Source organism: Caenispirillum salinarum (genome assembly GCF_044803115.1).
GTDB lineage: Bacteria > Pseudomonadota > Alphaproteobacteria > Rhodospirillales > Rhodospirillaceae > Caenispirillum > Caenispirillum salinarum_A.
In genome coordinates, this window is sequence record NZ_CP085224.1 from 3,498,424 (window position 1) to 3,519,174 (window position 20,751).

Here is a 20,751-nt window from a genome sequence, read left to right on the forward strand (position 1 = left end):
AGAGCGGCGCGCCATGTAAACAGGGTCGCGATCCGGCGACGGAGCCGCGTCAATCCCGCCAGCGCGGCAGGGCCTCCAGTTCCTCTTCCGTCAGCGTGGTGACGAAGGCGTCGCCGGTGGCGCTCATGGAGGCCTTGGACAGCGGCAGGACCACCGGGTCGCCCAGATCCAGCACGCCGCCGGTCTCCACCGCCAGGGCCTGCGCCCGGCCGTCGCGGCCGGCCAGCACGCCCTCCACCGCGCCGAGCGGGCGGCCGAAGGACCCCACAACCGGCATCCCACGCACCACCGCCGCCAAGCTTTCGCCATGCCCGTAGTCCGCCGGCAGCGCCCAGTCGTCGGGCCATGTGATGCCGTCGTCATTCTGCTCCACCAGGCGCAGGTCGGTGGCGTCGAGCCCGTCGGCCGTCTGCGCGAGGAGCGGCATGGGGAGCAGCAGCAGGGCGGCGGCAAGCAGGCGGAAACGGGTCATGGAGGCCTCCTCGGGCGGTTCGATGTGCCTGCAAGTAACTTCGACGACACTGCGGGCGTTGCCCGAAGGCCGGTCCATGCACCATCTTGACCCGGAACGCCTTTTCACCGCCAGGAGACCCGATCCTTGACCGACCGTGCCGCCGCCACCCCGCCGACACCGCCGCGCCGGGTGGAAACCCGCAGCTACCACGACGGCCGCTTCACCATCGAGGACCCCTATGCCTGGATGCGCCCGCCGGGCGCCATGGCCTACCTGAAGGACCCTTCGGTGATCCCGGCGGCCATGATGGAGCACCTGAAGGCCGAGAACGCCTTCACCGAAACATGGATGGCGGCCAACGCAAACCTGCGGGAGACGCTGGTGGCGGAGATGCGCGGGCGCATCGCCGAAGACGACGACAGCGTGCCCCTCAAGGACGGCGCCTTTGAATACTGGCGCCGGTTCGAGGCCGGGCGCGACTATCCGATTTTCGTCCGCCGCCCCGTCGCCGGCGGCCCGGAGCAGGTGGTGCTCGACGCCAACGCCGAGGCCGCCGAGGCGCCGTTCTTCTCGCTGGGCAGCCTGGACCGCAGCCCCGACCAGCGCCTGCTGGCGTGGTGCGCCGACCTGTCGGGGCACGAGTTCTACACCCTGCACATGCGCGACATCGAAACCGGCCGCGACCTGGAGCGCATCGAGAACGTCCGCCCCGGCGTCGCCTGGGACGCGGCCGGCGAGACGGTCACTTATGTGCCGCTGGACGCCGACCACAAGACCCGCCGCGTGCTGCGCCACCGTCTGGGCACCTCGGTCTCCGACGACGTGGTGGTGTTCGAGGGCGACGGCGAGAGCTTCCTGTCCGCCGATGCCACCGCCTCGCGCGCGCTGATCCTCATCAGCGCCCACACTCACGGCAGCGATGAAATCCGCCTGCTGAAAGCCGACGGGCAGGACAGCGCACCCGTGCTGGTGCGCCCCCGCGAGGACGGCGTGCGCTACGAGGTGGAGCACGACGCCCCGCGCGACCGGCTCGTCATCCGCACCGACCTGGACGCCGAAGACTACCGCATCTGCACCGCCGATCCGGCCAGCCCCGGCGACTGGAGCGACCTGGTGCCGCACCGGCCGGGCCGCTACATCGGCGGGCTGTCGCTGTTCCGCCGCCACATGGTCCGGCGCGAGGTGGTGGACTGCGTCCCCCGCCAGGTCATCACCAACCTGGAGACCGGCGACGAGCGCGTCGTCACCTGGGACGAGCCGCTGTACGACATGACAACCGCCGGCGCGCCGGAATACGAGACCACGACGGCGCGCTTTCACGCCTCCTCGCCGCGCCGCCCCGACCACGCCGTGGACCTGGACCTCGAGACCGGCGCGCAGACGGTGCGCAAGGTGCAGGTCATTCCTTCGGGGCACGACCCCGAGGCCTATGTGGTGGACCTGGACTGGGCGACGGCGCCGGACGGAGAGCGGGTGCCGGTGACGCTGCTGCGCCACCGCGACACGGTGCCGGAAAACGCGCCGGTGCTGCTGTACGGCTACGGCGCCTACGGCATCACCGACACCGACGACTTCCGCGCCGGCCCGTTGAGCCTGGTGGACCGGGGCGCCATCTGGGCCGTCGCCCACATACGCGGCGGCCGCAAGCGCGGCGGCACCTGGTACCGCCACGGCAAGCTGGAGCACAAGGCCAACACCTTCACCGACTTCATCGCCGTGGCCGACCACCTTGTGGCGCGCGGTCTCACGCAGCCCGGCCGCATCGTCGCCATGGGCGGCTCGGCCGGCGGGATGCTCATGGGCGCGGTGGCGAACCGGCGGCCGGACCTGTTCGCCGGCATTCTGGCGATCGTGCCCTTCGTGGACGTGCTGAACACCATGCTCTCGCCGGATCTGCCGCTCACCCCGCCGGAGTGGAGCGAGTGGGGCAACCCGGTTGAGGACGCCGAGGCCTTCCAGCGGATGCGGGACTATTCGCCCTACGACACCGTCCGCCCGCAGGCCTACCCGGACATGCTGGTGACCGCCGGCCTGTTCGACCCGCGCGTCACCTTCTGGGAGCCCGCCAAGTGGGTCGCCCGCCTGCGCGAGACCGCCACCAACAGCCCGACCATCCTGCTGCACACCGAGATGGAGGCCGGCCACGGCGGCAAGAGCGGCCGCTTCAAGGCCCTTGAGGAACGCGCCATGCTGTGGGCCTTCGCGCTGGAACGCCTGGGGCTGGCGGACGCGCGGCCAAGGCGCTAGAGCCCTTGTCGATTAAACGTGATCGAAGCACACAGCGCGACCGCGCCTGATCGGAATATGCTCTACGACCAGCCGGAAACGGAAAAGGCCCCGGAGAAACCGTCTCCGGGGCCTTTTCCTTGCGTCAGCGCTGGGTGGTCTGCCAGTTGTCCGGCACGAAGACGTCGGCGTTGGACGGCGGCAGCGGATCGCAGCCAAGCACCCGGTCGGCCAGCTTTTCCGCCAGCATGATCGTCGGGGCGTTCAGGTTGCCGTTGGTGACCGTCGGCATGATGGAGCTGTCGATCACGCGCAAGGATTCCATGCCGTGCACGCGGCCGTCGGGGTCCACCACGGCGTCGGGATCGGTGCCCATGCGGCAGGAGCCGGCGGGGTGGTAGGCCGTTTCCGCCGTTTCCGCCACCCAGTCGTCGATCTCGTCGTCACGCACCACATCGGGACCGGGCGAGACCTCGGCGCCGCGATAGGGCGCGAAGGCCGGTTGCTCGAAGATTTCCCGCGTGAAGCGCAGGCCGGCGCGGAAGCCCTGCTTGTCGTCCTCGTTGTCCAGGTAGTTGAACACCATGCGCGGCGGCGCGGCGGGATCGGCCGAGCGCAGCGTCACTTCGCCGCGGGCCTTGGGCTTGTTGTGGCCAAGGTGAACCTGGAAGCCGTGCCCCTTGACGGCGCTGGAGCCGTCGTAGGCGATGGCGCCCGGCAGGAAATGGTACTGGATGTCCGGCCACTTCAGCCCGGCGCGGCTGCGGATATAGCCGTTGGCCTCGAAGTGGTTGGTCGCGCCCAGCCCCGTCTTGGTCAGCAGCCACCGCGCGCCGATGCGCGCCCGGCCGATGGGGCCCAGCCAGCCGTTCAGCGTGATCGGCTGCGTACAGCGCTGCTGCACCCAGACCTCCAGGTGGTCCTGGAGGTTCTGGCCCACGCCGGGCAGGTCGTGGACGACATCGATCCCGTGTTCGCGCAGGTGCTCCGCCGGGCCGACGCCCGACAGCATGAGCAGCTTGGGCGAGTTGAAGGCGCTGGCCGAGAGGATCACCTCCTTCCGCGCGCGCACGGTGACGGTCTTGTCGCCCTGGCGGTATTCCACGCCGACGGCCTTGCGGCCCTCGAACAGGATGCGCGTGGTCAGCGCGTGCATGCGCACCGACAGGTTCGGGCGCGACAGCGCGGGCTTGAGGTAGGCGTTGGCCGTGGATGCCCGCACGCCGTCCCGCACGCTCATGTCCATGCGGCCGAAGCCTTCCTGGCGCTTGCCGTTGTAGTCGGCCGTTTCGCCGTAGCCCGCCTGCTTGCCGGCCTCGATGAAGGCGCGGTAGAGCGGGTTCTTCATGCCGTTGCCGTTGTTCACGCCGACGGGACCGCCGGCGCCGCGATAGGCGTCGGCGCCGTAGACGCAATCCTCGGCGCGCTGGAAATAGGGCAGGACGTCGGCATAGGACCAGCCGTTGGCGCCCAGGTCCGCCCATTCCTCGAAGTCGCCGGCGCAGCCGCGCACGTAGGCCATGCCGTTGATCGACGACGACCCGCCGATCACCTTGCCGCGCGCCTGGTGGATGCGCCGCCCCTTGAGGCCGGGCTCCGGCTCGCTGTGGAACTCCCAGTCGAACTTCGGCATGTTCAGCGGGATGGAGAAGGCGGACGGCATCTGGATGAAGATGGAATTGTCCTTGCCGCCAAACTCCAGCAGAAGCACCTGGTTGCCGCTCTCGGCGCTGAGGCGGTTGGCGAGCACGCAGCCCGCCGACCCCGCGCCGACGATCACGTAATCGAAAGTCTCGGTCATCGGTACAACCACTCTCTGGATTCAGTACGGGGCGTCGACGTCGCCGAGCGACACATAGACGCTCTTGGCTTGGCTGTAGTGCTCGATGGCGGCATGGCCGTTCTCGCGCCCCAGGCCCGACTGCTTGACGCCGCCAAACGGCATCTCAATGGGCGTGATGTTGTAGTCGTTGATCCAGCAGGTGCCGGCTTCAAGCTGCGCCACCACGCGGTGGCCGCGCGCCAGGTCGCGGGTGAAGACGCCAGCCGACAGGCCGTAGTCGGTGGCGTTGGCGCGCCTGATCACCTCGTCCTCGTCGTCGAAGGTCAGCACGCTCATCACCGGGCCGAAGATTTCCTCGCGCACGATGCCCATGTCGTCGGCGCAGTCGGCGAAGACGGTGGGGGCGATGAAGACGCCGGCCTCGCAGCCCGGCACCTCGACCCGGTGGCCGCCGGTGACCAGCGTCGCGCCCTGGGCGCGGCCGGCCTCGAGGTAGCCCGTGACCTTCTCGCCGTGCTCGGCCGAGATCATGGGGCCGACGTGGGTGGCCGGGTCGCGGGGGTCGCCGATGACCATCTTTTCGGTGCGGCGTTTCAGCTTTTCCAGGATGGCGTCGCGCACGTCGCGGTGGACGAACACCCGCGTGCCGTTGGAGCAGATTTCGCCCTGGCTGTAGAAGTTGCCCATCATGGCGCCGCCCACGGCGTTGTCCAGGTTGGCGTCGTCGAAGACGATCAGCGGCGACTTGCCGCCAAGCTCCATGGTGACATGCTTCAGTGTGCCGGCGGCATCGGCCATCACCTTCTTGCCGGTCCCCACCTCGCCGGTCAGCGACACCTTGGCGATGCCGGGATGGCGGGTGAGCGCGCGGCCGGTCTCGGCGAAGCCCTGCACCACGTTGAAGACCCCCGGCGGCAGGCCGGCTTCCGTGTAGATTTCCGCCAGCTTGAGCGCCGTCAGCGGGGTCATTTCCGCCGGCTTGAAGATCATGGCGTTGCCGCAGGCCAGCGCCGGCGCGCTTTTCCAGCAGGCGATCTGGATGGGATAGTTCCAGGCGCCGATGCCCGCGCAGATGCCCAGCGGCTCGCGCCGGGTGTAGGCGAAGGCCGAGGACCCCAGGGGAATGTGCTCGCCGGTCAGCGTGGCGGCCATGCCGCCATAATACTCAACGGCATCGGCGCCGGTGACGATGTCCACCACCGTGGTTTCCTGGATGGGGCGGCCGGTGTCCAGCGTCTCCAGTTCGGCCAGCTCGTCGTTGCGCTCGCGCAGGATACGGGCGGCGCGGTTCAGGATGCGGCCGCGCTCGGCGCCCGTCATGGCCGACCAGACGCGGAAGCCCTCGCGCGCGGCCTCCACCGCCCGGTCCACGTCGGCCGCGCCGGCGGCCTGGACGGTCGCCAGGACCTCGCCGGTGGCGGGATTGCGGGTCTCGAAGGTTTCGCCGGAGGTGGCGTCCACGTACCGGCCGCCGATGTACAGCTTTTGCTGATCCGTCATGTCTCGTCCATTTCGGTTTACTGTGGGTGGAAAGCGGCGGGCGGGCCCTCAGGCCGCCACGCACCGCGTCTCCAGATAGAAGTGCAGCACCTGCAGCACCCGTCGGCGCGCGGCCGACACGTCCAGCCCCCGGGGCGACAGGGCTGCGCGCATCCAGATGCCGTCGATCAGGCTGCCCAGAACCTCGACCACTTCCTCGAGGTCGGCCTCGGAGAAGCCCACCGGGCGCAGAGCCGCCCGCAGGTTGGAGCGCAGGCGGCGGATATAGAGCTGCTGCAGCCGCTCCAGTTCCTCGTCATGGGGCACCTGCGCCCAGAACGCGAGCCACGAGGCGACCACCTCCGGCACGCTCTGCGTTTCATCGAAATTCGCCAGCACCACGGCCTCGACGCGCTCAGTGGGCGTTTTCGCCTCGGCCAGCCGCGCGACCACCATGCGCCGAAGGTCGGTCAAAAGGCTGCGCATGGTCGCGGCCAGAAGTTCATGCTTGCCGCCGAAATAGTGCGCGATGATGCCAGAAGACATGCCGGCCTTCCTGGCGATCCGCGCCACGGTTGCTTCCGCATAGCCATTTTCATGAATGGCAGAAATGGTTGCGTCGATAAGCTGCTTACGCCTCAGGGGCTGCATCCCGACTTTCGGCATGGTCTCTCACTTCAGGGGCAGGCGCATTTTCTGTTGACAGAAGGCACTCTGGCGTTTTTTTATTGAACAGTCAATCAAGAAAACCGGCCGCCGCGGCGCCGACCTCCTCGACGCAGGAGGCTCCGCCCCAAGCACCAAGCGGCGCCGCAAGAGGGTTCGCATCCGTCGCATCCCGCGACCCGGCCGCCGCCCGGCGGCCCATGCGCGGACCCTCGGCCGACCGGTCCGGCTTCACGCCACGCATCGCCCCGCCCCCGTTTCGGCCGGGGCGCACGACCGGACAGAGGAGTTGAGTTTCCGGCCCGTCGCCGTCGCGCCTCCAGGGTGAGGCGGACGCGCGTCAAGGCGGCGGGCCCTCGACAACCCAAGGAGACGAGTGTGACCATGACGACCAAGACCGCCCGCCGCGCCACCACCCTGACCGGGACCCTGCTGGCCGCGGCCGCCACGGCCACCATCGCCGCCGCGCCGGCGCAGGCCGCCGATCCGGCCGAGTGCAAGGAGGTGACCTTCTCCGACGTCGGCTGGACCGACATCACCGCCACCACCGCGACGGCGTCGGTCATCCTGGAGGCCCTGGGCTACGAACCGGAGACCGAGCTTCTGTCCGTGCCGGTGACCTACGCCAGCATGGCCAACAACGAAGTCGACGTGTTCCTGGGCAACTGGATGCCCACCATGGAAGGCGACATCCGCCCCTACCTGGAAGCCGGCACGGTGGAAACGCTGGACGCCAACCTGGAAGGCGCCAAGTACACGCTGGCGGTGCCGGAATACGTCTACGAGGGCGGGCTGCAGTCCTTCCAGGACATCGCCAAGTTCGAGGACGAGCTGGACGGCAAGATCTACGGCATCGAGCCCGGCAACGACGGCAACCGCCTGATCCAGGACATGATCGACAACGACACCTTCGGCCTGGGCGGTTTCGAGCTGGTGGAAAGCTCCGAGCAGGGCATGCTGTCGCAGGTCAACCGCGCCGCCAAGCGCGACGACTGGGTCGTGTTCCTGGGCTGGGAGCCGCACCCGATGAACGCCAACATCGACATGAAGTACCTGTCGGGCGGTGACGACATCTTCGGCCCCAACTACGGCGGCGCCACCGTCTACACCAACGTCCGCCAGGGCTTCATGGAAGAGTGCCCGAACGTGGGCAAGCTGATCGACAACATGACCTTCTCGCTGTCCATGGAAAACGAGATCATGTCGTCCATCATCAACGACAACATGAAGCCCGAAGCCGCCGCCACCGAGTGGCTGAAGGACAACACCGAAGCCGCCCTGGCCTGGCTGGACGGCGTCACCACGGCTGACGGCGGCGACGCCGAGGCCGCCCTGAAGGAGGCCCTGGCCGAGTAAGCCGGGCAACCTTCAGGAGCCGCCGCGCCGCTCCCGACCCCCTCGCCGGCGCGGCGGCTCCCCTTTTTTTGAACAACGTGACATTCGGACATGGACTGGCTGACCGACTCCAAGATCCCGCTCGGCGCGTGGATGAGCGATTTCGTGGACTGGCTCAACGAGCACGCCGCGATCGTCTTCTACACGATTTCCGACGTCCTGGGCTTCCTCATCGAGGGGTTCATGGACATCCTGCTGTGGTTCAACCCGCTGGTGCTGATCGCGCTGGTCGCCGGCATCGCCTGGGCCCTGCATCGCAAGTGGCAGTTGGTGGCGCTGATCGTGCTGTCGTTCCTGTTGATCGTGAACCTGGGCTACTGGGACGCGACCATGGAGACGCTGGCGCTGGTCCTGTTCGCCACCGCGCTGTGCATGCTGATCGGCGTGCCGCTGGGCATCGCCACGGCGCACCGGAACTGGCTGTACCAGATCGTCCGGCCCATCCTGGACCTGATGCAGACCATCCCCACCTTCGTCTACCTGATCCCGACGCTGATCCTGTTCGGGCTGGGCGTGGTGCCGGGGCTGATCTCCACCGTCATCTTCGCCATCGCGGCCCCCGTGCGCCTGACGTACCTTGGCGTGTCGTCGACGCCCAAGCAGTTGATCGAGGCCGGCGAGAGCTTCGGCGCCACGCGCAGCCAGATGCTGTGGAAGATCGAGCTGCCGCACGCCATGCCGACCATCATGGCCGGCCTGACCCAGTGTATCATGCTGTCGCTGTCCATGGTCGTGATCGCAGCGCTTGTGGGCGCCGACGGCCTGGGCAAGCCCGTGGTCCGTGCGCTGAACACGGTGAACATCGCCCAGGGCTTCGAGGCCGGGCTGTCCATCGTGATCCTCGCCATCATCCTCGACCGTGTCTGCAAGCAGCCGGAACGAAAGGCCGCCCGATGACCGACACCGCCGTTTCCTTCCGCCATATCGACGTCGTCTTCGGCAAGAAGCCGACCGTTGCGACGAAGCTGATGGACGAAGGCCTGAGCCGCGCCGAAATCCAGGAGAAGACCGGCCATGTGGTCGGCGTCTCCGACGCCACTCTCGACGTTCACGAGGGCGAGATCTGCGTGCTCATGGGCCTGTCGGGCTCGGGCAAGTCGACGCTTCTGCGCTGCGTCAACGGCCTGAACCGGCCGACGCGGGGCGAACTGATCGTCAACGTCAACGGCGAGTCCGTCGACGTCGCCTCCTGCGACGCCAAGACGCTGCGCCGCCTGCGCACCAAGGGCATCGCCATGGTGTTCCAGCAGTTCGCCCTGCTGCCCTGGCGCACCGTGGCCGAGAATGTCGGCTTCGGGCTGGAAGTCCAGGGCATGTCGAAGAAGGAGCGCGACCGCATCGTCAACGAGCGCCTGGCCATGGTCGGCCTGTCGGAATGGCGCGATGCCTACGCGCATGAGCTGTCAGGCGGCATGCAGCAGCGTGTCGGCCTCGCCCGCGCCTTCGCCCAGGACGCGCCGATCCTGCTGATGGACGAGCCGTTCTCGGCGCTGGACCCGCTGATCCGCAACAAGCTGCAGGACGAGCTTCTGGTGCTGCAGAAAGAGCTTCAGAAGACCATCATCTTCGTCAGCCACGATCTGGACGAGGCCATGAAGCTGGGCAGCCGCATCGCCATCATGGAAAGCGGCAAGGTGGTGCAGTACGGCACGCCCGAGGACATCGCCCTGCATCCGGCGGACGCCTACGTGGCGGACTTCGTCGCCCACATGAACCCGGTCAACGTGCTCAAGGCGTCGTCGGTGATGACGCCCATCGCCGACGCCTTGCGCGGCCCCGGCGGCACCGTGGTGGCCGAGCCCGAGAGCGACACCCGCGTCACCATGGACGAGGCCGGCCACGCCGTCTCCGCCGAAAGCGCCGCCCATGAAGCCTCGCCGGTGGTGCCCTACGAGCAGGCCGCCGCCGACCCGCAGGCGCTGGCGGAAGGCACCGTCGTCACCGCGCCGGCCGACATCACCCTGCGCGCGGCCATGGAAATCCGCCGCGCCACCGCCGCGCCCCTGGTGGTGGAAGAGGACGGCCGCGCCGTCGGCGTGCTGGGCAACAAGGAGCTGTACGCCGCCGTCCTTGGCGAACCCGCCGCCGGCTCGCAGCCCGAGGCCGCACCGGACCCGCGCGATTCCTCGGCCGCCTGACCGGCACCGTCCGCGACGCCGGCCACGCACTCAGGGCGCCGTTCATTCGAACGGCGCCCATTTTCATCCGGACATGATCGAACCGTCATGGTGATGTAACAGTAGCCGGCTAAACTCGTGACTGATGAGAAGACCGGAGGACCGCAGACCCGTGACCACGCCCCAGGAGCGCCGCGCCCGCATTGCCGAACAGGTGCGCCAGGCGGGTTTTGCCAGCATCGAAAGCCTGGCGACCCATTTCGCCGTGACGGAGCAGACCGTCCGCCGCGACGTCAACGCGCTGTGCGACCAGGGCGTGCTGCGGCGCCGTCACGGCGGGGTGGAACTGCCGATCGAGCGGGAGAACCTGCCGTACGAGAACCGCAAGGTCCTGAACCTGGCGGAAAAGCGCGCCATTGCGGCGATGGTGGCCGCGCGCATCCCCGACGGGGCCTCATTGTTCTTCTCCATCGGCACGACGCCGGAACTGGTGGCCCAGGCCCTGTGCGACCATTCCCATTTGCGCGTTTTCACAAACAACCTGAACGTCGCCGCCGCCTGCTGCGGCAATCCGACGTTCGAAGTCACCATCGTCGGCGGCCGCCTGCGCAACCGCTACCGCGACGTGGTGGGGCACGAGGTCAACCAGTTCTTCTCGCAGTACAAGGTGGACTTCGGCGTCTTCGGCGTCGGCGGCATCGACTCCGAGGGCGGCCTTTTGGATTTCGCCGAGGAAGAGGTCCGCGCCCGCGAGGCGATCCTCGCCAACAGCCGGCGGTCCATCCTGATCGCCGACCACACCAAGTTCGGGCGCAATGCCGTGGTGCGCGGCGGGTCCATCACCGATGTCGACCTGTTCTGCACGAACCGCCCGTTGCAGCCCGACATGGCCGCGCGGCTGGAGGCGGCAGAGGTGGAGGTGCTGCTGGCCGAGGTTCCGGCCGCCCTGGCATGATTGCCGGCGCCGCGCGGCGCCGACGCCGACCCCACCATTGACAACCGTTGCGACGGCACCCTACCGTCTTTCCACATGGCGCCCCGGTGCGACGGGACCGCGCAGCGCGGCGCAGTGCAGAGGGGAAAGACCTGATGACTTCGCGACTTGCCGCCGCCGCCCGGCGCGGGGCCGCCGCAACGCTGGTTGCCGCCTGCGTTGCCGCCACCACGCCCGCCGCCCTGGCCGCCGACAGCGCCGAGGCCCTGTTCAAGCAGGCATTGGCCATCAACCAGGACGCGCTTGAGGTGGAGGGGCCCGAGGCGCGGGTGTTGATGCTGCGGGACGTGGACGCCCTGCTGGACCTGATCGTCACCCGGCATCCCGACAGCCGCCTCGCCCGGATGCTGGCCGAGGGCAAGGCCATCGGCCCTTTCAGCCGCGCCGACGTCCAGGCCCGCCTGGCCGACGCCGAAGCGGCGCTGTCGCCGGCGATGCGGGAGGCCCTCGGCGCGGTCGCCGCGGGTCCGGCGGCGCAACCCGCGCCGACACCGGAGGCCGGAGCCGGCAACTGGCCGCAGCCGCTCCAGGCCGCGCTGCTCCAGGCGCTGGGCGCCGACCATGCCATGGACCGGCCGATCACCGAGTTGCTCCGCATCTTCAGCGGCGACACGCCGGTGCATGTCGGCGCCCCCCCGCAGGTGGAGCGCGGCACCGGCGGCCGGGTGACCGTAACGCTCGACGCGGTCATCCTGGGTGCCGGCACCGACGGTGCGGCGGAGGTGGACTTCATCCGCATCGCGCTGACGCCCGAGGGCGACCGGCATCTTGCCGCCGTGGTCACCATGGCGCCGGGCGTGCGCTTCGACGGCGGCATGATCGTCATGGACGCGCCGCGCGTCGAGGGGCTGTTCAACACCGACCTCAAGGTCTACAGCCGGTATGTGGCGGAAGCGAAGAACCTGCGCGCCTTCGAGACGGTGACCGACGCCGGCGGCGCCGCCCATCCGGTGGAAGTGATGCGGCTCGACTCCGTTGAGGTCACGCAGGACCTGGACGACAGCCAGCCGACGGTAAGCGGCACCGGCGGCTTCATCGTGCAAGGCCTGGTGGCTGTGCCGGAAGGCCCCATCGACGGCGCGGCGGAGCGCTTCGCGCTGGACCGGGCCGCCTTGACCATGAATTTGGACGGCCTCGACTGGAACAGCTACATGGTCCTCTCGGACATGGCGGCCATGACGGGCCTGACCGGCGAGGAACCGTCCGACGATGCCGTCGCGGCCCTGTTCGCCGCCATGGATTGGGCCAGCGCCGGCGTGGACCTATCGCTGGAGGGCGCTGCCGTCAGCAGCCACGGCACGCTCATTGCCCGCGGCGACGCCCTGTCGCTGACGCTTTCGGCCGACAACGACGGCGGAACCGGCGACATGCTCCTCAGCCTGACCGGCCGCGGCATCGGTCCGACGGAAGCCGGATGGCTGATGGCGCGCGCAGAGGAGGACAGCCTTTCCGCCCTGCCCGTCGGCGCCGTTCCCACCGACGCGCACCTGACGCTGCGGCTGCGCTCGGTCCCCTACGGCGGACTGCTGCAGGCGGCACAACAGGAGACCGCCGGCACCCGCAGGCGTGCCGCCGAACAGGCCGTGGCCGAGGCCGCGCCCGAGGTGGTGCTGGAGGCTCTGCGCCTCGATGCGCCCGAGGCACGGCTGACCGGCTCGGGCACGGTGACCGACATCAGCCTGGCGGGACTGCCGCCCACGGCATCGGGCACCTTCGAGTTGGCCGGTCTGGACATGCTCATCAGGCATTTCAAGGAGCTGGCGCCCGCCAGGCCGGACCTGGAGGAACTTCTGCCGGTGCTGGTGGTCCTGAAGGGCCTGGGGCGCGCGCCCGGAACGCCGGGCACCGATACCCTGGTCTACGACCTCAGCTTCAGCCCGCAGACCGGCCCGACCGTCAACGACGTGCCCCTTGGCGCGCTGGGGGCCGGCAACCGCTGACCGCCCGGACGAACGGCAGCGGCCCGTCCGCGCAATCGGGCGGGCCACGCCGGCCGGCGCTCCCGACACGGCCGCTATACCCAAGCGGGCCGAATGGTCTATCATCGGCCAAAACGACAACCGTCAGGGAGACGCCGCCATGTCCGTCCAGGCCTACCACCAGAGCCTCGAAACCAAGGGCTACGACGCGCCCGTGGAAAAGACCTGGACGGCGCACCGGCTGAACGACACCCACACCCACGACGTGGACCTCTACCTGTACATCCTCGACGGCGAGATGACTGTTTCCGGCCCCGGCTATTCCACCGTCTGCCGTCCCGGCGACACCATCGAGGTGCCGGGCAGCCAGGACCATGTGGAGCAGGTGGGCGACCAGGGCGTGCGCTTCCTGGTCGCGACGCGGCCCGCCGGCGCCTGAGCCCCGCCACGGCAAAAGCTGTCGACGGCCGGGCGGCTTCGCGCTATGCAGGCGCCATGACCTCCGACAGTGATCTCGACATCTTCCTGGTGACCCTGCCCGGCCTGGAAGACGCCCTGCGCGCCGAAGCCGTGGAACAGGGTTTCCGCGCGCCCCGCATCGTCCCCGGCGGCGTGACCGTGCGCGGCGGCTGGACGGCCGTGTGGCGTGCCAACCTGGTCCTGCGCGGCGTCAGCCGCGTGCTGGCCCGCGTGGGGTCCTTCCGCGCCTTCCACCTGGCCCAACTGGACAAGCGCGCCCGCCGCTTCCCCTGGGCGGACGTGCTGCGCCCCGACGTTCCGGTGCGGGTGGAGGCCACCTGCAAGGGCTCGCGCATCTACCACGCCGGCGCCGCGGCACAGCGCATCACGCGCGCGATACAGGAAGAAACGGGCGTGCCCGTCTCGGCCGAAGCCGCGGTCGCCGTGAAGGCGCGCATCGAGAACGACGTCTGCACCATCAGCATCGACACCTCCGGCGAGCCCCTGCACCGCCGCGGCCACAAGGAGGCCGTCAGCAAGGCGCCCCTGCGCGAGACCATGGCGGCGATGTTCCTGCGCCAGTGCGGCTTTGGCGCTGCCATGCCGGTGGTGGACCCCATGTGCGGCTCGGGCACCTTCATCCTTGAAGCCGCGGACATCGCCGCCGGGCTGGTGCCGGGCCGTTCCCGCGCCTTCGCCTTCGAGCACCTGGCCACCTTCGATCCCGCCGCCTGGGCCGACATGCGGAATGCGGCCGGGGCGCCGAAAGCGCCGCCCGCAGAGCCCCGCTTCTTCGGCAGCGACCGCGACGCCGGCGCCGTGCGCATGAGCCGCGAGAACGCCGAACGGGCGGGCGTGTCCGCCTGGACCGATTTCCGCCAACTGACCGTCAGCGACGTCGAACCGCCGGAGGGAACCGCGCCGGGGCTGGTCATGGTCAACCCGCCCTACGGCACCCGCATCGGCGACCGCAAGACGCTGACGCCCCTGTACCGGGCGCTGGGACGCACGCTGCGGGAGCGCTTCGCCGGCTGGCGGGTCGGCCTCGTGACCAGTGACGAGGCGCTGGCGCGGTCCACCGACCTGCCGCTCGAACCGGCCGGCCCGCCGGTGTCGCACGGCGGCATCCGGGTGACCCTCTACCGCAGCCCGCCGCTGGCCTGAACCCGGCGGCGGCGGACCAGCGCCACTTGTCCTACCGCAGGTCGAAGACGACCGGGACTGCGATCTCCAGCGTCTCGCCCGCCACTCCCGGCGGCATCGCCGGCAGCGGGGACGCGCGGCGGATCATCTTTTCCACCTCGTCATCCAGGGCGCCGTGGCCGGAGCCGCGCTCGATGCGGTGGCTGAGCACGGTGCCCTGGCGGTCGATGACGAAGCGCAGCACCACCGTGCCTTCCTGGCGGCGCAGACGGGCGCGGCGGGGATATTCCTTGTGGCGCTCCAGCCAGGTCTGGATGAGGGCTATGTAGTCCCGGCGCTCTCCCGGCGTTCCGCCGCCGGTCCGGGCCTCCGCCGTGCCCTGCGCGGCCGCGGCACCGGCACCCGAAACCCCGCCCTCGCCCACCGGCTGGCTGGTCGGCGTGGGAACGGGCGCCTCGGCCGGAGCCGGAGGCGCGGCGGGCGCCGGAGCAGGCTCGGGACGGGCCTGCGGCTGCGGTTGCGGCTGAGGCTGCGCTTGCGGGCGGGGCGGCGGCGTCGGTTTGCGGGCCGGCTCGGGAGGCGGCTCCACCGTCTCGACCGGCTCGACCGTCTCCACGGGCTCGACCGGCTCCACCGGCTCAACGGGTTCGGGAGGTTCGGCGGTCTCCACCGGCAGGACGTCGACGGCCTCCACCGACTCCACCGCCTCGACGGGCTCGGGCACGGGCGCCGGCTCGACGGCTTCGACCGTCTCCATGGGTTCCACGGGCTCGGCCGCCTCCACCGTTTCCGGCGGCACGTCGGTCACCTCGGGGGCGGCGGCGGGTTGTGCGGCTCCGGCGGCGGCGCCGGACGGCCCGAGATCCACCAGCATTCCGCCGACCCCCGGCGCCTGGGCCGTCGCCGGCGCCGGCGGCTGGCGGCTCACCCACCAGGCAAGGCCCAGGTGCAGACCGAGCGCGAGCCCCACCGCCACAGCGATGTGCAGGCTGCGACGGTCGGCGGCGGGCAGGACATGCGCCGTCATCAGCCGGCCTCCGTTGTCAGCAATACCACCTGTTCGACGCCCGCCGCCCGCAGGTCCTCCAGCAGGCCGACCACGGCCAGCGCCTCGGCGGCGGCGTCCGCCTTGACCTTCAGCGTCACGTCCGGGTTGGCCTCGCGCCATGCCTGCACGGCGGCGGCCAGATCGCCTTCGGCGACCACCGCACCGCCCAGCGCCAGCCGCCCGTCGGCGGCCATGAGCAGCAGGCCCTGCCGGTCCTCGGGCTCGGCCTCGACGGCGGCCTCGGGCGGGGTGACCTCGAACAGGTCGGCGCGTTCCAGCGCGCCCGCCACCATGAAGAAGACCAGCAGAAGGAACACAACGTTGATGAGCGGCAGGACGTTTTCGCCGTCCGGGGCGGGGCGATGGCGCTGACGGAACCGCACGGCTCAGCCCCCCGGCCCGCGCACGATGGAGACGCCGGACAGACCGGCGGCCGTGACGGTTTCCATCACCGTCACCACGCGCTGCAACGGCACGCCGGCGTCGGGCTGCACCGCCACCCGGCGCTCGGGATTACGCTCGGCGACGGACGCCATGCGGGCCGCGAGCGCCTCGGCGTCCAGGCGCTCGCCGGCGATGTCGAGGCCGCCGTCGGCGCGCACCCGCACCAGCACCGCCCCTTCCACCGACGCCGCCGAGACCGCCTTGGCAGAGGTTGCGAGGTCGATGGCGCGCCACTCGGTGAAGCTTGAGGCCAGCATGAAAAAGACCAGCAGGATGAAAACGACGTCGATGAGGGGCGTCAGGCTGATGAGCGCCCGGCCGCCGCGCTTCTTGCGCACCACCTGCATGGGGTCACTCGGCGCCCTGGAACGCCACGCCGGCGTCGGCCACCGGCTTGCGCAAGGCCGTCGCCGGCTGGCGGGTGAAGACCTGGGTCGCGGCATCCTCCATGGCGCGGCCGGCGCGTTCCACCACCCCTTCCAGCCACTGGTGCGCGGCGGCGGCCGGAATGGCGACCACCAGCCCGGCGGCCGTGGTCAACAGGGCCACCCAGATGCCGCCCGACAGGATGGAGGGGTCGACCTTGCTGCCGGCGCTCTCCAGCGCCTGGAAGGCGTCGATCATGCCGATGACGGTGCCGAGCAGCCCGAGCAGAGGGCTGAGCGTGGCGATCACCGCCAGAAGGCGCAGCCCGCCGGTCAGGCGGTCCATATGAAGGGCGGCCACGCGCTCCGCCTCCTCGCGCGCCTCCTCGCTGCGCATGTGCGGGTTGAGGCGCGTGTGCAGGGCGACCAGCAGGACCTGGGCGACCGGCCCGCGCTCGCGGGCGAGCACCGGCGCCGCCTCGTCGGCCCGGCCGGCATGCCACAATTCCAGCGCCCGCCCGACACCGCGCCGCGCCCAGACACCGGCGGCCAGGAACTGGATGACCTTGTAGAGCACCACCGCCAGCGTCACCACCGACAGCGCGGCCAGCACCAGCATGATCGGCCCGCCGGCGGACAGCAGCTCCACCACCTCGGCAAAGGGGCCGACGGGCGCGGCGGCCGCCGGTTCCCCCGCCTCCATTCCCGCCGGAGCCGGTGGCATGTCGGTAGCGCCGGCGCCGGGCCGAGGGTCGGCCGCCGGAAGGCTGCTGGGTGCTTCGCTCATGGATGTCGCTCCCGGGAAGGCGCCGTGATCGGCGCGGGACTTACTGGATGAACGGGATGGATGCGCGCGAGGCCGTCTCCGGAACCATGGCGCAGGCGTCGGGACCGGCGGTCGCCCCGGTCTCGCAGGTCAGGACGCCGTTCAGGAGAAGGCGGCTGATGCCCCGGCAGTCCAGGCCGGTCAGGTCGAACAGCTTCACCCGCGTGGCCTCGGCCGGCAGCGGCCCCATCTCGGCCCCCAGCCGCTTCGCCACCACGCCGTCGGCATCGAAGGCCACGATGTCGAGCTTGAGCCGGTCGTAGTCGTGCGGCGAGGCGTTGCTCAGCACCCACGTCACGCGGCAGTCGCCGCCCGCCGTCTCGAGCTTGTTGAGTTCCACGGTGACGGGGCGAGCCGGCTCTTCCGCGTGGGCCGGCAGCCAGGCGCCGAGCGCCCCGCACAGGGCTATCGGCGTCAGCAAGTGCTTGCAGCGCATTCCTGTCCTCCATTGAGGGCCGCATTAGGAATGCGAGTCATTTTCAATGTCAAGGCAAAACAGCCCGGTCACCGCCGGGGAAGCGGGCGTTTTCGGGGCGGCGGCGGCTTCCGCATCAGCGGAAAAGCGCCTTCGACCCGCGTCGAAAGGAGGGGTTGATTCGTCAGCCGATTGGCATGCATGACCTTCAAGCGATTCAACAGCTAAAAAAGTTACACATCGAACGCTAAATGCGTTATGACCTTACCCTATCGCGCACAGCGTCGAAATGAGCCTTTTTTGGGGGGGAAGGGTGCGTTCGAATGCCCGGCACCCCCGCGCGAACGGGGAGACTGGATGTTGGAGACGTGCCGTTCTTCAGGCGTTTTCAAATCCGTACGAGAAGCCGCCGCCGCCAAGGGCGCACGGCCGGGAGCCTTTTCGGCATCCGGGCGTGGCATCCGTCTGGGCGGGCATGGCGGCGTCTCGTCCGGTTCGCGTCCTCCTGAAAGGTCGACAGTGCGACGATTCGGGGCCCGTGGCGTTCCCGCCGACCGGTTGGAATGTGGTGCCTTGATCGCACAGATCACCGGCACGGGCCGCCGCATCGGCGATGATCCGGCGAAAACGGGCGACCGGTTCGACCTTGATCACGCCTGCGAATCACCCCTTACGATGGCAAGGCTGCGCCCAATGATAACCGGAGCGACGGAAGAATCGCACCGGAGCGCACGCCACACCCGTGCCAATGCCGTCAATGCTGCGGCGTCGGGCACCGGCCCCGCGAGGTGGCACCTCTTGGGGTCCAGATGCAAGCTTGGCGACGATCCAGTGAGACTGTAAACACATTCCGTCGTGCCCCGGCACGACAGGGAGCGAGGAGGCCAGGCCCGGGGGGCCGGCTTGGAAGGAAATTGGGAGACGTCATATGTCAGACACATCGGCTGCCGCTTACTGGAAAGCGAACGTGCGCGTAATCTCCATTTGCATGGCGATTTGGGCGCTCGTGTCTTTCGGGTTCGGCATCATTCTTCGCCCGCTGATTTCGGGCATCCCCATCGGCGGTACCGATCTTGGGTTCTGGTTCGCGCAGCAAGGCTCGATCCTGACCTTCATCGCGCTGATTTTCTATTACCGCTGGTACATGAACAAGCTTGACCGCAAGTTCGACGTCGACGAATGAGGGGTGCCTGACCAATGGATCAATTTGTACTTAACCTGATTTTCGTGGGCGCTTCGTTCGCCCTCTACATCGGGATCGCGATCTGGGCCAAGGCCGGATCGACTTCGGACTTCTATGCCGCCTCGCGTGGCGTCAACCCGGTCGTGAACGGCGCGGCCACGGCGGCCGACTGGATGTCGGCGGCCTCGTTCATCTCCATGGCGGGCCTGATTGCCTTCGTCGGCTACGGCAACTCCACCTTCCTCATGGGCTGGACGGGCGGCTACGTGCTGCTGGCCATGCTGCTGGCCCCCTACCTGCGCAAGTTCGGCCGCTTCACCGTGCCCGACTTCATCGGCGACCGCTTCTACAGCCGGACCGCCCGCCTGATGGCGGTGGTGTCGCTCCTGGTCATGTCCATCACCTACGTGATCGGCCAGATGACGGGTGCGGGCGTCGCGTTCTCGCGCTTCCTGGAAGTGGACAACACCACGGGCCTGCTGATCGCCGCGGCTGTCGTGTTCGTCTACGCCGTGCTCGGCGGCATGAAGGGCATCACCTACACCCAGCTCGCCCAGTACGTCGTGCTGATCATCGCCTACACCATTCCGGCCGTGTTCATCTCGATGCAGCTGACGGGCAACCCGCTGCCGCAGCTCGGCCTGTGGTCCGACCACGTCGGCTCCGGCGAGCCGCTGCTCAAGACCCTGAACGAAGTGCTGGTGGAACTGGGCTTCAAGGACTACACGGGCCATCATGGCTCGACCTTCAACATGGTGCTGTTCACCCTGTCGCTGATGATCGGCACCGCGGGCCTGCCGCACGTCATCATCCGCTTCTTCACCGTGCCGCGCGTGGCTGACGCCCGCACCTCGGCCGGTTGGGCGCTCGTGTTCATCGCCCTGCTGTACACCGTCGCTCCGGCCGTGGGCGCCATGGCCCGCCTGAACATCATCACCACCATCTACCCCGAGGGCATCCAGGAGCAGCCGATCGCCTACGACCAGCGCCCCGACTGGATGCGCACCTGGGAAGAGACCGGCCTGCTGGCGTTCGAGGACAAGAACAACGACGGCCTGATCCAGTACTACAACAGCGAAAATCCGCCCGCCTTTGCCGACGAGCGCGGCTGGGAAGGCAACGAGATGGTCACCTTCAACCGTGACATCCTGGTGCTCGCCAACCCCGAAATCGCGCAGCTTCCGGGCTGGGTGATCGGCCTGATCGCCGCCGGCGGCCTGGCAGCGGCGTTGTCCACGGCGGCCGGTCTGCTGCTGGCCATCTCCTCGGCCATCAGTCACGACCTGCTCAAGCGGACCTTCACGCCCAACATCTCTGAGAAGTCCGAACTTATGGCGGCCCGCATTTCCATGGCCTTCGCCATCGCGTTCGCGACGTGGCTGGGCCTCAACCCGCCGGGCTTCGCGGCACAGGTGGTGGCCCTGGCATTCGGTCTGGCGGCATCGTCGCTGTTCCCGGCCATCATGATGGGCATCTTCTCCAAGACGATGAACTCCACGGGTGCGATCGTGGGCATGGTCGTCGGCCTCGGCTCGACCCTGCTCTACATCTTCACCTACCTGGGCTGGTTCTTCATTCCGGACACCAACATGCTGGCCAACACGCCGGAGAACTGGCTGTTCGGCATCTCCCCGCTGAGCTTCGGCGCCGTGGGTGCGGTCCTGAACTTCGTCGCGGCCTACGTCACGCTGAAGATGACGAACGAAGCCCCCGCCGAAATTCAGGAACTGGTGGAATCCATCCGCGTGCCCAAGGGTGCGGGCGCGGCGACGGACCACTGATCCAGTTGATGTAAATGCTACGGCCTGCCCTCTTCTAACGGGGGCAGGCCGCCC

At 69.2% G+C, this 20,751-nt stretch carries 19 protein-coding genes; 10 read left to right on the top strand and 9 right to left on the bottom strand.

Translation table 11 applies throughout. The annotated features are described in order from the left end of the window. Positions 1–49 precede the first annotated feature (49 nt). Complete coding sequence (locus tag LG334_RS16045; RefSeq protein WP_404379579.1) at positions 50–472, bottom strand: PRC-barrel domain-containing protein; 423 nt, start codon at positions 470–472, stop codon at positions 50–52. Between the two features lie 126 nt (positions 473–598). Here LG334_RS16045 and LG334_RS16050 point away from each other — a divergent pair, with 126 nt between their 5' ends. After that, entirely contained in the window at positions 599–2,701 is a 2,103-nt protein-coding gene (locus LG334_RS16050) for a S9 family peptidase (protein WP_404379581.1), read from the top strand. A gap of 124 nt (positions 2,702–2,825) precedes the next feature. Here LG334_RS16050 and betA read toward each other — a convergent pair whose 3' ends face one another. Genes betA through betI form a run of 3 tightly spaced genes read right to left on the bottom strand, consistent with a single transcriptional unit; the run spans position 2,826 to position 6,608 of the window. Continuing rightward, entirely contained in the window at positions 2,826–4,481 is a 1,656-nt protein-coding gene (gene betA / locus LG334_RS16055; RefSeq protein WP_404379583.1) for a choline dehydrogenase, read from the bottom strand. A 21-nt stretch (positions 4,482–4,502) separates the two neighbouring features. Next, positions 4,503–5,963 carry a betaine-aldehyde dehydrogenase gene (betB, locus tag LG334_RS16060; protein WP_404379585.1) on the bottom strand — a complete coding sequence of 487 codons (1,461 nt, stop codon included), beginning with the start codon at positions 5,961–5,963 and terminating at the stop codon, positions 4,503–4,505. Positions 5,964–6,011: 48 nt separating this feature from the next. Next, the gene (gene betI / locus LG334_RS16065; RefSeq protein ID WP_404379587.1) at positions 6,012–6,608 is read right to left on the bottom strand and encodes a choline-responsive transcriptional repressor BetI; all 597 of its coding nucleotides are present in this window, start codon (positions 6,606–6,608) and stop codon (positions 6,012–6,014) included. Positions 6,609–6,992: 384 nt separating this feature from the next. Here betI and LG334_RS16070 point away from each other — a divergent pair, with 384 nt between their 5' ends. From LG334_RS16070 to LG334_RS16100, 7 genes are all read left to right on the top strand, one after another. After that, positions 6,993–7,964, top strand: coding sequence for a choline ABC transporter substrate-binding protein (locus LG334_RS16070; RefSeq protein WP_404379589.1), 972 nt, complete (start codon positions 6,993–6,995; stop codon positions 7,962–7,964). Positions 7,965–8,054: 90 nt separating this feature from the next. Continuing rightward, a complete protein-coding gene (gene choW / locus LG334_RS16075; protein ID WP_404379590.1) occupies positions 8,055–8,900 on the top strand; it encodes a choline ABC transporter permease subunit in 846 nt (281 codons plus the stop codon). Beyond that, positions 8,897–10,141 carry a choline ABC transporter ATP-binding protein gene (gene choV / locus LG334_RS16080; protein ID WP_404379591.1) on the top strand — a complete coding sequence of 415 codons (1,245 nt, stop codon included), beginning with the start codon at positions 8,897–8,899 and terminating at the stop codon, positions 10,139–10,141. The genes choW and choV overlap by 4 nt, the downstream gene beginning before the upstream one ends. A gap of 151 nt (positions 10,142–10,292) precedes the next feature. Further along, positions 10,293–11,075 (top strand): DeoR/GlpR family DNA-binding transcription regulator, encoded by a 783-nt coding sequence (locus LG334_RS16085; protein ID WP_404379592.1) that lies wholly within the window; start codon positions 10,293–10,295, stop codon positions 11,073–11,075. A 134-nt stretch (positions 11,076–11,209) separates the two neighbouring features. After that, positions 11,210–13,054: a hypothetical protein gene (locus tag LG334_RS16090; RefSeq protein ID WP_404379594.1), complete on the top strand. Its 1,845-nt coding sequence runs from the start codon at positions 11,210–11,212 to the stop codon at positions 13,052–13,054. 139 nt (positions 13,055–13,193) lie between these two features. Further along, positions 13,194–13,472 (top strand): cupin domain-containing protein, encoded by a 279-nt coding sequence (locus LG334_RS16095; protein ID WP_404379595.1) that lies wholly within the window; start codon positions 13,194–13,196, stop codon positions 13,470–13,472. A 56-nt stretch (positions 13,473–13,528) separates the two neighbouring features. Further along, positions 13,529–14,656 (top strand): class I SAM-dependent RNA methyltransferase, encoded by a 1,128-nt coding sequence (locus LG334_RS16100; RefSeq protein WP_404379596.1) that lies wholly within the window; start codon positions 13,529–13,531, stop codon positions 14,654–14,656. A 31-nt stretch (positions 14,657–14,687) separates the two neighbouring features. Here the strand turns inward: LG334_RS16100 and LG334_RS16105 are convergent, their stop codons facing one another. The 5 genes from LG334_RS16105 to LG334_RS16125 are packed head-to-tail and all read right to left on the bottom strand — an operon-like array spanning position 14,688 to position 17,754. Next, positions 14,688–15,662, bottom strand: a complete 975-nt coding sequence (locus tag LG334_RS16105) for an energy transducer TonB (protein WP_404379597.1) — start codon at positions 15,660–15,662, stop codon at positions 14,688–14,690. After that, the gene (locus tag LG334_RS16110; protein WP_404379599.1) at positions 15,662–16,066 is read right to left on the bottom strand and encodes an ExbD/TolR family protein; all 405 of its coding nucleotides are present in this window, start codon (positions 16,064–16,066) and stop codon (positions 15,662–15,664) included. Before LG334_RS16110 ends, LG334_RS16105 begins: the two co-directional genes overlap by 1 nt. A 3-nt stretch (positions 16,067–16,069) precedes the next feature. Next, complete coding sequence (locus LG334_RS16115) at positions 16,070–16,474, bottom strand: ExbD/TolR family protein (RefSeq protein ID WP_404379601.1); 405 nt, start codon at positions 16,472–16,474, stop codon at positions 16,070–16,072. Between the two features lie 4 nt (positions 16,475–16,478). Beyond that, positions 16,479–17,279 (bottom strand): MotA/TolQ/ExbB proton channel family protein, encoded by an 801-nt coding sequence (locus LG334_RS16120; RefSeq protein WP_404379603.1) that lies wholly within the window; start codon positions 17,277–17,279, stop codon positions 16,479–16,481. 40 nt (positions 17,280–17,319) lie between these two features. Further along, positions 17,320–17,754 (bottom strand): Tat pathway signal protein, encoded by a 435-nt coding sequence (locus LG334_RS16125; protein ID WP_404379605.1) that lies wholly within the window; start codon positions 17,752–17,754, stop codon positions 17,320–17,322. 907 nt (positions 17,755–18,661) lie between these two features. Here LG334_RS16125 and LG334_RS16130 point away from each other — a divergent pair. Continuing rightward, positions 18,662–18,916, top strand: a complete 255-nt coding sequence (locus LG334_RS16130; protein ID WP_404379607.1) for a DUF4212 domain-containing protein — start codon at positions 18,662–18,664, stop codon at positions 18,914–18,916. Between the two features lie 14 nt (positions 18,917–18,930). Then, entirely contained in the window at positions 18,931–20,697 is a 1,767-nt protein-coding gene (locus tag LG334_RS16135; RefSeq protein ID WP_404379609.1) for a sodium:solute symporter family protein, read from the top strand. Positions 20,698–20,751: the final 54 nt, after the last annotated feature.

What these genes read in the sequence shown, in the direction of transcription:
- LG334_RS16045 (WP_404379579.1), bottom strand. Translation starts at nt 472, where the DNA reads ATGACCCGTTTCCGCCTGCTTGCCGCCGCCCTGCTGCTGCTCCCCATG.
- betA (WP_404379583.1), bottom strand. Translation starts at nt 4,481, where the DNA reads ATGACCGAGACTTTCGATTACGTGATCGTCGGCGCGGGGTCGGCGGGC.
- betB (WP_404379585.1), bottom strand. Translation starts at nt 5,963, where the DNA reads ATGACGGATCAGCAAAAGCTGTACATCGGCGGCCGGTACGTGGACGCC.
- betI (WP_404379587.1), bottom strand. Translation starts at nt 6,608, where the DNA reads ATGCCGAAAGTCGGGATGCAGCCCCTGAGGCGTAAGCAGCTTATCGAC.
- LG334_RS16070 (WP_404379589.1), top strand. Translation starts at nt 6,993, where the DNA reads ATGACGACCAAGACCGCCCGCCGCGCCACCACCCTGACCGGGACCCTG.
- choW (WP_404379590.1), top strand. Translation starts at nt 8,055, where the DNA reads ATGGACTGGCTGACCGACTCCAAGATCCCGCTCGGCGCGTGGATGAGC.
- choV (WP_404379591.1), top strand. Translation starts at nt 8,897, where the DNA reads ATGACCGACACCGCCGTTTCCTTCCGCCATATCGACGTCGTCTTCGGC.
- LG334_RS16090 (WP_404379594.1), top strand. Translation starts at nt 11,210, where the DNA reads ATGACTTCGCGACTTGCCGCCGCCGCCCGGCGCGGGGCCGCCGCAACG.
- LG334_RS16095 (WP_404379595.1), top strand. Translation starts at nt 13,194, where the DNA reads ATGTCCGTCCAGGCCTACCACCAGAGCCTCGAAACCAAGGGCTACGAC.
- LG334_RS16100 (WP_404379596.1), top strand. Translation starts at nt 13,529, where the DNA reads ATGACCTCCGACAGTGATCTCGACATCTTCCTGGTGACCCTGCCCGGC.
- LG334_RS16105 (WP_404379597.1), bottom strand. Translation starts at nt 15,662, where the DNA reads ATGACGGCGCATGTCCTGCCCGCCGCCGACCGTCGCAGCCTGCACATC.
- LG334_RS16115 (WP_404379601.1), bottom strand. Translation starts at nt 16,474, where the DNA reads ATGCAGGTGGTGCGCAAGAAGCGCGGCGGCCGGGCGCTCATCAGCCTG.
- LG334_RS16120 (WP_404379603.1), bottom strand. Translation starts at nt 17,279, where the DNA reads ATGAGCGAAGCACCCAGCAGCCTTCCGGCGGCCGACCCTCGGCCCGGC.
- LG334_RS16125 (WP_404379605.1), bottom strand. Translation starts at nt 17,754, where the DNA reads ATGCGCTGCAAGCACTTGCTGACGCCGATAGCCCTGTGCGGGGCGCTC.
- LG334_RS16130 (WP_404379607.1), top strand. Translation starts at nt 18,662, where the DNA reads ATGTCAGACACATCGGCTGCCGCTTACTGGAAAGCGAACGTGCGCGTA.
- LG334_RS16135 (WP_404379609.1), top strand. Translation starts at nt 18,931, where the DNA reads ATGGATCAATTTGTACTTAACCTGATTTTCGTGGGCGCTTCGTTCGCC.